We start from the raw sequence: 11,209 nt of genomic DNA, 5'->3' as shown, positions 1-11,209 counted from the left end.
ACGATGTTCGACTCCTCGTGTTCTGGTGGTGGGAGTCAAGGAGTAGTTGTCGGCTGAGCATCGGCTGGGAGGAGTTGAACGATGCCAACCCAGGGGAACTCACCGGTCTTGTGGAACGCACGGACATCCCATCGCCCTGCGGGCACGGGAACCGGGGCTTCGGCCGGTTGTCCTCTGCCGTCGGGGTAGGGCACGCCGAGATCCTCCCCGGCCTCGGCCGAGTCCATGAGAACAGCAGGGCGTCGACGTCGCCGCAGACGGAGGAGAGGAGGGACCATCCCCACACGGGCGGGGAGCAGTGCGAGGCCATCAACCCGGCGAGCCTGAACGGGGCCCATCCCCGCAGGCGCAGAGAGCACCTGGCCGCTGGCGACCTCCTCATCGACAGCAAGGGACCACCCCCGCAGGGGCGGGAAGCAGCCCTACCGGGAGGGCAAGCCGCTCCCGGGTGGGGGTCCGTCCCCGCAGACGCAGGGAACAGGTCATCGCGCCGGCACGGTCCTCCGTCACGATGGGGCCATCCCCGCGCGGTCGGGGAGCAGCAGCCGGGCAGGGCGTCCATGACGTACTGCAAGGGTCCATCTCCGCGAGCGCGGGGAGCAGCAGCGCGACGACGGCCGCGGCCGCGGCGCCACGGGTCCGTCCCCGCGGGTGCAGGGAGCAGCGGTGGCCGTACGACCTGATCAAGCAGGTCCGGGGTCCATCCCCGCGCGAACGGGGAGCAGGCCGGGATGTCGTCCGCGTGTACGCCGGGCCCGGGACCATCCCCACGGACGCCGGGATCAGTCACTCACGGAGCCGGCGTCGGGAACCATCCCCGCGGGTGCGGAAGGGGCCATCCCCGCGTGCGCGGGGAGCGGACTTCCTGACCAGCAGTTCTACCCGACACCGCCCCGCCCCGCGCGGGCACGGGGAGCAGAGAGCGCGGAGGAGAGCGTCCTCGGACCACCCAGATCCATCCCCGCACGGGCGGGGAGCAGACAAGCTGCTCCGGGCGAATCATCTTCGCGTCGGGTCCATCCCCGCGCAGGCGGGAAGCAGGTTGCCGCCGACCACGACGGTGGAGCCGTGGTTGGGGCCATCCCCGCGTGGGCGGGAAGCAGCTGATCAGCCTGGCCAACGTTTCCTGGGACTCGGGGCCATCCCCGCGTGGGCGGGAAGCAGGAACTGCCGACCCTGACGCGCGAGTACGGCGAGGGTCCATCCCCCGCGGGCGCGAGGAACAGCTGGTCCGCGCCTACCGCGACGCCCGGGGGTCGGGTCCATCCCCGCGCGAGCGGGGAGCAGATCCGTACGACCGGCGCGCTCGCCGCCAGCATGGGTCCATCCCTGCCCAGGCAGGGAACAGGCCTCGTTACCCCTCACCCACTGATGGGTCTCGGGGCCATCCCCGCAGCGCGGAGAGCAGCAGAACGTTGGCCGTGTCCAGACGTACACCGAGGGACCATCCCCGCCAGGCGCAGGGAGCAGCCGTCCGCAACGATCCGGTGCCAGACGTCGATGGGTCCATCCCCGCGCGGTGCGGGGAGCAGGTGGTGAAGGCCGTCGACCGCGGACGCGGGGAGCAGCCGTAGGTCAGCGTGCCGCCACCGGTACCCGGGGCCCATCCCCGCAGGTGCAGGGAGCGGTGCATCCGCCACCATGCCTGGTCAACGATCTGAGGTCCATCCCCGCCGGCGCGGGGAGCACCGAACGTGCGCTTCACCCGCGGCGGGCCCGAGCACCCCACGTACGCCGCGCTCGAAGAACTCGGCCACGCGGTCCGTACGATCTTCGCCTGCGACTGTCTTGCCGCTCCAGACCTGCGCCGGGAGATCCACGGCGGGCTCCAGGTCGTGAAGAACTGGTATTCGGCGAACACCGTGCTCCGTTACGGCAAGGGCGGTGCGCTCACCGGCCCGGGCAAGGAACACGCCGGGACCTCGATGCTCGCCCTGCACCTGCTCCAGTCCGCGCTCGTGCACGTCAGCACGCTGCTGCTTCAGCGGGTCCCCTCGCCGGACCGGACTGGGCGAAGAAGCTCTCGGACGAGGACCGGCGCGGGCTCATGGCGCTGTTCTGGTCCAACACCAACCCCTACGGCACCTTCCTCCTGGAGAGGGACGAACGGCTCGGCCTCGCGCCGCTGCTCTCAGTGTCCCGTCCCCGCACGTCGGCGTACGCCTCCGGCCAGGGTCTGGCGGAGTCGAGTTGCCCCTGTGCCGACGGGCCGGTGCCTGTACCGGCCTTGGGCCACCGGGACAGTCGATATCGGCGAGCTTGATCTTGAATGGTGGGAGGACCCCGCTCAGTCCGTGGGGGGCGGGTCCAGGCTGCCCCTCACGGCTGCCCCTGTAGTGGGGGTTGGCGTCTGTCAGGTCACTCGGTGGCGGATCCACCAGGCGCAGAACCCGGTCAGGGCGAGGCCGAGGTAGAGCCCGGTCTCGGCCCATTGCAGGGCCCAGAAGTTCCCGGCGGGCTGGTACGTCACCTGCTGCTGGTAGCCCAGGGCGCCGAGGTCGGCGACACAGCGGTCGACCTGCTGCAGGGCGGGCGGGCCCGACTCGGTGCGCAGGCAGTCGGCGAAGGACGACGGCACGGGGGCCGACTGGCCGGTGGCGTTCAGTGTCTGCTGGGAGGTGACCCAGGCCCCGGGTACTTCTTCGAGGTGCGCGACGATCTGCTCGGCGCCGTCCTGGATGCTGATGGGGGCGCCGCCGGGCTTGATCGGCAGGATGGTCCGGTCCACGGCCGCCAGGTGGGACCGGATCCACATCGGCACGGCGATCTGGACGGCGGTGTAGAGGGTGAACGTGGTGGCCATTGCGGGCAGGGTGCGGCGGATAACCAGGCCGAGGGTGACGCCCAGGACGAAGGCGAAGGCGGCGTGGGCCATGGGGACGACACCCCGTGCGGCGAAAGCCACGGGGTCGAGCCGCGGGAAGTACGTGTCCGTCGCGCCGCCGCCGTTGACGGCCCGGTCGATGGGGCTGCTCCACCAGCTCACCGCGAGGCTGGTCAGTCCGGCGGCGGTCATGGAGGCAGCCGCACCAAGGCCCAGCTTTGTTGCCAGCCAGCGCGTGCGGGTGACGCCCTGGTTCCATGCGAGGTAGTGGGTGCCGGTCTCCAGTTCACGGGAGATCAGCGGCGCGCCCCAGAACATCCCGATGACCGCCGGCACGGCGAGCACGACCAGCAGTCCCGTGTAGTAGAGGGTCTGGTCCGCACTGGAGACCTGGTCCACCAGGCCGCTGCCGGCTGTCCGGTACAGATCGGCCAGCTGAGGACCGGTGACCGCGAGGGTGGCGGCGAGGGCGGCCACGGCGGCGAACATCACAGCGGCCTGGGTACGGAACTGGCGCCAGGTCAGCCAGATCATCGCAGTACCTCCAGTGCGGGTCGGGTGTCACGTACCGCATCGGCGGGCCGGGTCATGTAAGCCAGGACGATGTCTTCCAGGCCGAGCGGGCTCACGGTCCAGGACGGATCGTGGACCGCGGTGTCGGTGCGCACCAGGAGGGTGGTCTGCCGGTCGGTGTGGCTGGTGGTGATGACGTGCTGACCGGCCGGGAGCGTGCCCGGGTCCCGGCGCGGACCGGTAAAACGGTGGTGGCAGGCGACCAGGTCGTCGATGTCGCCGGCCACCTGCACTCGGGAGTCGACCAGGACGATGACGTAGTCGCAGGTCCGTTCCACGTCGGAGACCAGGTGGGAGGTGAGCACGACGCTCAGCTCGTGCTCGGCGACGGCCTCCATCAGGTCCTGCATGAACTCCCGTCGGGCGAGCGGGTCCAGGGCCGCGACCGGCTCGTCCAGGATCAGCAGCTCCGGGCGCTTGGCGATGCCCAGGGTGAGAGCGAGCTGCGCGCGCTGGCCGCCGGACAGCTTGCCGGCCCGCTGCTTGGGGTCCAGACCGAGCCGACGGATCCGGTCACGCGCCACGGAGTCGTCCCAGTTCGGGTTGAGGCGCCGGCCGAGGTCGAGGTGGTCCGCGACGCTCAGCGCGGCGTAGACCGGGGTGTCCTGAGCGACGAACCCGACCCTGGCCAGTTGTTCCACACCCGCGGCAGGACGGCCGCCGCACACCTCGATAGTGCCGGCCGTCGGGGTCAGCATGCCGGAGGCCAGGTTCAGCAAGGTCGACTTGCCGGCGCCGTTGGGACCGACCAGGCCCACCACCCGGCCGGCGGGGACGTCCAGGTCGCAGTTCTGCAGCGCCCAGCGCTGCTTGTACCTCTTGCCCAGGCCCTGGGCTCGCAAGACAGCACTCACGCTACGTCCTCTCCGGCGGCGTTACGAAACGTGCTCGCGAACAGCGCTTCGATGCTCTCGTCGTCGAGCCCGGCCAGCCGGGCCTTGGTCAGCCAGCGCTGCAATTCCTTGCGCAGCGGTCCCTGCGCGGCGAGCGAGGCGTCAGCCAGCGTCCGGGTCACGAACGTCCCGACACCGGGCCGGGCAGCCACCAGACCGTCGTGCTCCAGCTCCCGGTACGCCTTGAGCACCGTGTTCGGGTTGACCGCCATCTGCCTGGCCACGTCCTTGACCGTCGGCAGCCGGTCCCCCTCCTTCAACAGGCCCAGGCGCAGTGCATGCCGAACCTGCTGGACCAACTGCTGGTAGGGGGACAAGCCGGACCGGCTGTTCAGGTGGAACTCAATCACCCACTCCTCCATTTATCTAGTTGCCTAGCACTATAGCTCTCTACGTCGACCGTTCGGCAAGGCATGCACCTGCCGGGCACCGACCGCCGACCGCCGACCGCCGACCGCCGAGGGGAACCAGCCGTGAACGTCTGCCGCTCACCGAACCTCACCCACGTGCCGAGAAACGACCGTCTGCCGACACTCGCACCCGTGATCACGAACCCGCAGGCACGCAGCCCGTCGATCCCGGCGGTCCAGGGACCATCCCCGCGCGTACGGGAGCAGGCCGACGGCTGGCTGCGAGACCCCGCGGCCGGGGGTCATCCCCGCGCGTGCGGGGAGCAGGGGAGGCTCGCCTCCTCGTTGTACGCGTACGCGGGACCATCCCCGCGTGGGCAGGGACGGTCGGAGTTCCAGGCGGAGGTGCCGTACACCAAGGGACCATCCCCGCGGGCACGGGTGGGCACGGTGCTGCAGGCTCATCACAGCCTTGCGGGACGGTGTTGGGCGACTCTCTGTATGAGCATGTAGGCCCAGGTTGACGACACACACGATGGACATGAGCGTTGGTCCTGTTGGGCGGTCTGAGCTTGCTTTGTGTGCGACGACACGGTGGACACGAAGGCTCGTGAGGAACCTGGTTGTCGGCTGCTCCTGGTATTGGCATGATCGCCAAATGAGCGGAAGTGTGGACTTGGCCCGGTGGGGGCGCTCGCTCTTCGAGCGTCAGCGGGAACCGGTCGAGTGGGCGGGCAAGGTTCTCGAGGCCGCCGCGGTGCATCTGGGGAAGCCCGTCGAGATCGAGGCCGCAGTGGCGCTCGCGGCAGACCGCACGAAATGGCCGACGGGCCGTGCCGTGTTCGACGAGATCCGCCAGCGCGGACTCGCCCCGAATCAACCCTTCACGGCCGCGGAAAGTCTGTACTTCCGGCTCGCGGAACTGGTGGCCAAGCTTGCCCACAATGTGGCTGGGCCGCCGCCGCCCTTCGACTATCACGCAGGGTGGCAGGTGGGGCCGATCGCCTACCGGCTGGCCGTTGAGGTGGGTGATCAGGGGATGCGTGACCGCTTGGCTGCTGCTCTGGGCGATTGGCCCGATCACCCTGACCCCACATGATCCTTTAGAGGTTCGGGCAGGCTGGCTTTGCTTTCTCCGTGCTCGGAAGGCGAGCACGAGCTGAGTCGCGGAGGCCGTCGGGTGCTCATCGTCGACACCGACGTCGTCAGGGTGGAACGCCGGCTGCGGGCCGGTGAACTGACGTGCCCGTCGTGCGGGGCCGCGCTGGCACCGTGGGGACACGGCCGGCCGCGGGAGATCCGTGGTGATCTCGGGTCTCGGCTGTTCGTACGCCCTCGCCGTTCGCGTTGTACGGGATGCCGGGTCACGCACGTGCTGCTGCCGGAGGAGATCTGGCCGCGCCGGATGGACACGGCCGAGGTGATCGGGGCCGGGCTGGAGATAGCGGCCCTCGGCATGGGGCACCGCCGCCGTCGCCGCCCACCTGGGCATGGCGGAGGGGACGGTCCGCGGCTGGCTGCGCCGTTTCCGCCGCAGGTCGGAGGACGTCCGTCGGCACTTCACTGTTGCTCTGGTCGCTCTCGCGGACGATCCGGTGACGGCCAGATCGAGCACCTCACCGAGCTGAACAGGCTTTTCACCGCTTGGGTGGAGACGGTCTATCACCGCACGGTGCACTCGGAGACCGGGCAGCCTCCGATCGAACGATGGCTGGGTTCGATTCCCCGGCCGCTGCCGCTGCCCAGCCCCGCTGATCTTCGGGAGGCGTTTCTGTGGTCGGAGTTCCGGACCGTGACGAAGACGGCGACGGTGTCGCTGCACGGCAACAGCTACGAGGTCGACCCGATGTTGAGCGGGATGAGGGTGGAGCTGGTCTTCGACCCGTTCGACCTGACCGAGATCGAGGTGAGGGCCTCGGGCAGGACGACAGGGAAAGCGGTTCCGCACCGGGTGGGCAGGCACACGCACCCGAAAGCGAGTCCGGAGACCCCGGCCGAGCCGGCCCTGCCGACTGGAATCGACTACCTGAAGATCCTCGACGAGACACACACGGCGAACACCGCGAAGGGCATCAACTACTCGTCCCTGCTGGACGACGGGCGGGGACGGCAATGATCGACCGCGTTCAGGGGTACTTCGGCTTCACCCGCGTCCCCTTTGGCCGCAACCTGGCTCCCTCGATGCTGCACCAGCACCACTCCCACCGTGAGGCCGCCGCCCGCATCGCCTGGTGCATCAACAACCGGGCGATCGGCGTGGTCACCGGCGAGGTCGGCTCCGGCAAGACCGTCGCCCTCAAAGGCGCCGTCGCCTCCCTCGACCCGGCCCGGTTCACGGTGATCTACCAGCCCAACCCCGAGGTCGGCATGCGCGGCCTCTATGACCGCATCGTCACCGCCCTGGGCGGCACCCCGAAGTTCCACCTGGCAGCTCTCGCAGCTCAGGCGTCTGCGGCACTGGCCGCCGAGGTCGACGAACGCGGCCGCACCCCCGCCGTCGTCATCGACGAGTCGCACCTGCTCGACCATCACGAACTCGACGCGATCCGCATGCTGACCAACTACGACATGGACTCCACGACGCCGTTCGCGGTGTTGCTGATCGGCCAACCGACCCTTCGAAAGCGGATGAAGCACGGCGTCCTTGCAGCCCTGGACCAGCGAATCTCGGTCAGCTACCAGATGCCCACCATGAACAAGGAGGAGACCGCCAGCTACATCAAGCACCACCTCACGATCGCCGGCCGCCAGGACACCCTGTTCTCCGACGACGCCGTCGAACTGATCCACCTCACCAGCCGCGGCCTGCCCCGCTCGGTCAACAACATCGCCTGGCAGTCGCTCATCGCCGCCTTCACCGAGGAGAAGGGCATCGTCGACGAGTCCTCCACCCGCGTGCGATCACCGAGACACACGCGACAGAGTGACGACGAAGACGACACCGCGTTCACGACGACCCCGGCGGCCTGACGGCCGCCGGGGTCGTTTCACCTCGCTCCGTCCACAACCAGAGCGTCGCCTTCGTGCACATCCTCAGCGTCGCTCAACAGGGGCCCATCCCCGCAGGCACAGGGAGCACACCGGCGTCGCCGAGACGACGCCCCCGCCCCGCGGCACCAACCCCGCGTACGCAGGAAGCAGACGTCGGAGACCGCCGCTTGGATCGAGCTGCGGGACCATCCCGGCATAGGCGGGGAGCAGTCCACCGGCTCGAGGGATTCGGTGACCGCCTCGGGACCATCCCCGCATACACGGGGAGCCGCGAGCGCGGGGAGCAAGGAGACATTGCCAGCGCCTCGGCCGACCTCCTGGGACCATCCCCGCCTGTGCGGGGAGCAGAGCAGGTCCTGGCGGAACGATGTGTGTGGAGCGGGGGCCATCCCTGCGGGTGCGGGGAGCAGGGCGATGGCCACGCCCACGCCCCACTCGGCAAGGGGCCATCCCTGCGGGTGCGGGGAGCAGACTTGGTGACCTGCAGTTCTACCCGACACCGGCCGGGTCTCAAGCAACTTTCAGCCGAGCGAAAGGAGCCGCCGCAGACAAGCTGACAGCGCGTCCCTGACACCGACGGCAAGGTGAACGCCCCCTCCCCCGACACGTAACCGTGAGTGACCACACCACGCCCTCCTCGCCAAGCCGCCCGCACCGACAGTCCGGCCGCGCGAGAGAGGGCGAAGGGTCTGCGGCATCTCCGTCGCCTCCCCCTCGCGCCGCCGGAAGGATCGGGCCAGGACTGCCAAGGCACTCGGCAGTGACAGCCAGGCCTGGGCCGAGCGGAAATGTGGCCGCCCCGTTCCACCACCGGCACCCCACACAAGACGCGAGAAGTGTACAGTTCTGTTATGAGTGAGACTCTGCCGATCACCGAAGCACGAGCGAAGTTCGGCTCGCTGGTCCGCCGGGCGTCCCACGCCCGCGAACGCATCACCATCACCGACCACGGCCAGCCCGCGGCCGTACTCATCAACCCCCAGGAACTCGCCGACCTCGAGGACGAGCTCGCCCTGGCCCGCTACCGGGAACGGCAGTCCTCCGGCGCCGCCACGGCCGTCCCGCATGACGACGTCCGCGCCCGGCTCGGCCTGGAGAGCGCGTGACCTACACGATCGTCTGGGACGAGGCCGCCATCAACGCGGCCGCCCACTTCCTCAAGGACGACCCCGAAGGCCTGCGGCAGCTCATGGACGCCGTCGACCTCCTCGCCGACCAGCCCCGCCCCGAAGGCACAACCCCCTACGGCTCCCCCGACCTGCGCCGCATGCACACCGGCCGCTACCGAGTCCTCTACGAAATCACCGACACCACCGTCACCATCGTGATCATCCACGTCGGGCGCCCCGGCTGACACACCCACAAACACACCCGAAAGGCCGGACCGACCACAGTCCGGCCCCTCTCCGAACCCGCCGGACCCACCAACCCGACAGAACCAGAACCCGACACGCCAGCAGCGCAGGCCCGACAGGCCCGCCATCCACAGACACCACCCGCACAAACCACCCCCGCGCGAGCGGGGAGCAGCCCCACCGGAGGTCACATCCGAACCCCTCGTCGGGATCATCCCCCGCGGGCCCGAGGAGCAGCATCAGGGCAGGTCGAGCGAACGAGACGGGTCCATCCTTGCGCGAGCGGAGAGCAGGCCGCCAGCCACTGCGTCATGCCGGTTTCCAGGAGCATCCCCGTGTGCGCGGGGAGCAGGGGCAGCCTCGCTTGAACCCACAGATCCGGCCGGGCCCATCCCCGCGGGCGCGGGGAGCAGGGCAGGAGGTCGAGCCGCGTGATGGTGCCGCGGGGACCATCCCCGCGGGCGCGGGAAAGAGGGTGTGTCAGGCCCAGAAGGCGTCGGTCACGGTGATCTGGGGTTCAGCATGGCGGCGGATGAAAGCGTGGATGAGCCAGCCCCGGCCACCGGCGAGATCGGCGATGTGCAGACCACCCGGACTGGTCGATGCCAGCGGCCGGACCGTGATCCAGTGCGGGAGTGCGACGTCGGCGTCGATGCCCCGGTAGTAGGGGTCCGGGGCGGTGATCAGTTCCGCCCGGGCAGCCAGGACGAGCTGCCGGCCATCGGCGGGCATGCTGTCGAACGCTTCACGGGCCTCGACGGTCCAGTCCATCTGCCAGGGCGGAAGCGGTGGATCGGTCGTCACTCGCCGGGCTCCACCGCGGCCGCCGCCCGCCGCAGACGGCTGTACTCGGCCAGCAGCCCGTCCGATTCCTGCGGGTCGTCGCACTTCGTAGCGCGGGCCTGAAGATCGTTCATGTGCGCTTCGAGGGCGGGGTCGCGGGCGATGGCGTACTGGGTCCACCACAACCGCATGAACGCCGGCACCGGGGTCAGGCTGAACGCGTCACCGATCACACGGCGCCAGTGGGCCTCGAAGTCCGGCAGCAGATGCGGGGCATGCTCCTGAATGGCCAGACGCAAGGCCTGAGGGGTGCGCTCAGGCATCGGCGGAACACTGGGCTCTTCACCACCGGGGCCGTCGAAGTGAACGGGCCGAGCCGTCATGATCACGATCTCCTGGAATCCGCAGCCGACACTCAGGCCACGTCCCGGCCACCGGCCACGCCCGACGCCTGCTCCACCAACCGCTGGTAATCCTCGAACCACTCCGCCGGCACCAGATAAGCCAGCGTCCTGCCCTTACGGGTCACCACCGCCGGCTCACCCGCGATCCGGACACGATCCAGAATCTCACCCATGCCCTTACGCAGATCGATCGTCGAATACACCCTCGGCTCCATACCCCACACCCTACCCACAACTATCACAGTTGCCATAGTTGTGTAGCCGGCAAACGACGCCACTCCCACCCCCCGGCCATCCCCGCACACGAGGAGGGACACCCTGCGAAGCAGGACTCCACAGGGCGGAAGACAGACCCGCCCCCGCACATGCGGCAAGCAGAACAACAACGACATACACCAGCAAGGCCACCCCCGCAGGCTTAGAAAACAGACGGCCAAACCCGATCAGTCACCGTCGGTCGGACTATCCCCACACCGGTAGGGAGTAGCCGTAATAGGGGTGGACCTTGGGGAGGTGCTGGGGTCCACCGAGCGCGGGGAGCAGCGCTCGGCGTCGGTGCGCATGATGTTGGCGGCGGGTCCTTCCCTGCAGGTGCGGGGAGCAGCAGCCCGACGAGTTCGGCACCCCCGACATGGGTCCCCCGCGCGAGCAGGGAGCAGAGGTCGACGTTCACCAGGGGCACGTCATTCTGGGGGCCGTCCCCGCGCGTACAGGGAGCAGTTTCGGAGGGACAGCGTGCTCGATCGCCCCGGGGGGGGTCCACCCCCGCACGGGCGGGGAGCAGCAAGATGCCGGCACCGGCCTGCGCCGTGCCGAGAGGCCGTCCCCATGCGGGAAGCCAAGGGCGAGCCCTCCGGAGCCGGGCTGCTCGCCGCACGCGGCCGCCGAGGCCCTGCGGACGGCCGGCATCACGATCACCGCGGCCCCTGCTTCTGACGGCGGGTGTCGGCGTACACGTGAACGTGCCCAGCCACGTACGGATGAACGTGCCCAGCTGCTGACGTAGCGGGGATCGTTCGTGGGCAGTCTGCCGCTG

The 11,209-nt window shown here is 69.5% G+C and carries 12 protein-coding genes; 6 read left to right on the top strand and 6 right to left on the bottom strand.

Annotated elements, in window-relative coordinates:
• Positions 1 to 1,694 precede the first annotated feature (1,694 nt).
• The gene (locus AB0E19_RS37680; RefSeq protein ID WP_362189477.1) at positions 1,695 to 2,414 is read left to right on the top strand and encodes a Tn3 family transposase; all 720 of its coding nucleotides are present in this window, start codon (positions 1,695 to 1,697) and stop codon (positions 2,412 to 2,414) included.
• On the opposite strand, the gene AB0E19_RS37675 is transcribed toward AB0E19_RS37680, so the two are convergent.
• From AB0E19_RS37675 to AB0E19_RS37665, 3 genes are read right to left on the bottom strand one after another with little or no spacing between them, the layout of a single operon-like run.
• On the bottom strand, positions 2,354 to 3,358 hold the full coding sequence (locus AB0E19_RS37675) for a transporter (protein WP_362189474.1): 1,005 nt from the start codon (positions 3,356 to 3,358) through the stop codon (positions 2,354 to 2,356). The two genes, AB0E19_RS37680 and AB0E19_RS37675, sit on opposite strands and share 61 nt — an antisense overlap.
• Complete coding sequence (locus AB0E19_RS37670) at positions 3,355 to 4,251, bottom strand: ABC transporter ATP-binding protein (RefSeq protein WP_362189471.1); 897 nt, start codon at positions 4,249 to 4,251, stop codon at positions 3,355 to 3,357. Before AB0E19_RS37670 ends, AB0E19_RS37675 begins: the two co-directional genes overlap by 4 nt.
• Entirely contained in the window at positions 4,248 to 4,652 is a 405-nt protein-coding gene (locus AB0E19_RS37665) for a GntR family transcriptional regulator (protein WP_362189468.1), read from the bottom strand. The genes AB0E19_RS37670 and AB0E19_RS37665 overlap by 4 nt, the downstream gene beginning before the upstream one ends.
• Before the next feature lie 646 nt (positions 4,653 to 5,298).
• Here AB0E19_RS37665 and AB0E19_RS37660 point away from each other — a divergent pair.
• From AB0E19_RS37660 to AB0E19_RS37640, 5 genes are all read left to right on the top strand, one after another.
• Positions 5,299 to 5,739 carry a hypothetical protein gene (locus AB0E19_RS37660; protein ID WP_362189465.1) on the top strand — a complete coding sequence of 147 codons (441 nt, stop codon included), beginning with the start codon at positions 5,299 to 5,301 and terminating at the stop codon, positions 5,737 to 5,739.
• A gap of 81 nt (positions 5,740 to 5,820) precedes the next feature.
• Positions 5,821 to 6,756 (top strand): Mu transposase C-terminal domain-containing protein, encoded by a 936-nt coding sequence (locus tag AB0E19_RS37655; protein ID WP_362189462.1) that lies wholly within the window; start codon positions 5,821 to 5,823, stop codon positions 6,754 to 6,756.
• Complete coding sequence (locus AB0E19_RS37650; protein ID WP_362189459.1) at positions 6,753 to 7,610, top strand: AAA family ATPase; 858 nt, start codon at positions 6,753 to 6,755, stop codon at positions 7,608 to 7,610. The genes AB0E19_RS37655 and AB0E19_RS37650 overlap by 4 nt, the downstream gene beginning before the upstream one ends.
• A gap of 872 nt (positions 7,611 to 8,482) precedes the next feature.
• Positions 8,483 to 8,737: a type II toxin-antitoxin system Phd/YefM family antitoxin gene (locus tag AB0E19_RS37645; RefSeq protein ID WP_362189456.1), complete on the top strand. Its 255-nt coding sequence runs from the start codon at positions 8,483 to 8,485 to the stop codon at positions 8,735 to 8,737.
• Positions 8,734 to 8,985 carry a type II toxin-antitoxin system RelE/ParE family toxin gene (locus AB0E19_RS37640; RefSeq protein ID WP_362189453.1) on the top strand — a complete coding sequence of 84 codons (252 nt, stop codon included), beginning with the start codon at positions 8,734 to 8,736 and terminating at the stop codon, positions 8,983 to 8,985. The genes AB0E19_RS37645 and AB0E19_RS37640 overlap by 4 nt, the downstream gene beginning before the upstream one ends.
• Before the next feature lie 481 nt (positions 8,986 to 9,466).
• Here the strand turns inward: AB0E19_RS37640 and AB0E19_RS37635 are convergent, their stop codons facing one another.
• The 3 genes from AB0E19_RS37635 to AB0E19_RS37625 are packed head-to-tail and all read right to left on the bottom strand — an operon-like array spanning position 9,467 to position 10,376.
• Positions 9,467 to 9,790, bottom strand: coding sequence for a hypothetical protein (locus AB0E19_RS37635; protein WP_362189450.1), 324 nt, complete (start codon positions 9,788 to 9,790; stop codon positions 9,467 to 9,469).
• Positions 9,787 to 10,152, bottom strand: a complete 366-nt coding sequence (locus AB0E19_RS37630; RefSeq protein WP_362189447.1) for a DUF6247 family protein — start codon at positions 10,150 to 10,152, stop codon at positions 9,787 to 9,789. The genes AB0E19_RS37635 and AB0E19_RS37630 overlap by 4 nt, the downstream gene beginning before the upstream one ends.
• A gap of 32 nt (positions 10,153 to 10,184) precedes the next feature.
• Positions 10,185 to 10,376, bottom strand: coding sequence for a type II toxin-antitoxin system Phd/YefM family antitoxin (locus AB0E19_RS37625; RefSeq protein WP_362189444.1), 192 nt, complete (start codon positions 10,374 to 10,376; stop codon positions 10,185 to 10,187).
• Positions 10,377 to 11,209: the final 833 nt, after the last annotated feature.

The organism is Streptomyces sp. NPDC047974 (assembly GCF_040653375.1).
Lineage (GTDB): Bacteria > Actinomycetota > Actinomycetes > Streptomycetales > Streptomycetaceae > Streptomyces.
The sequence above is the reverse complement of the archived record's forward strand: the minus strand, read 5'-3'. Positions and strand labels throughout refer to the sequence as shown.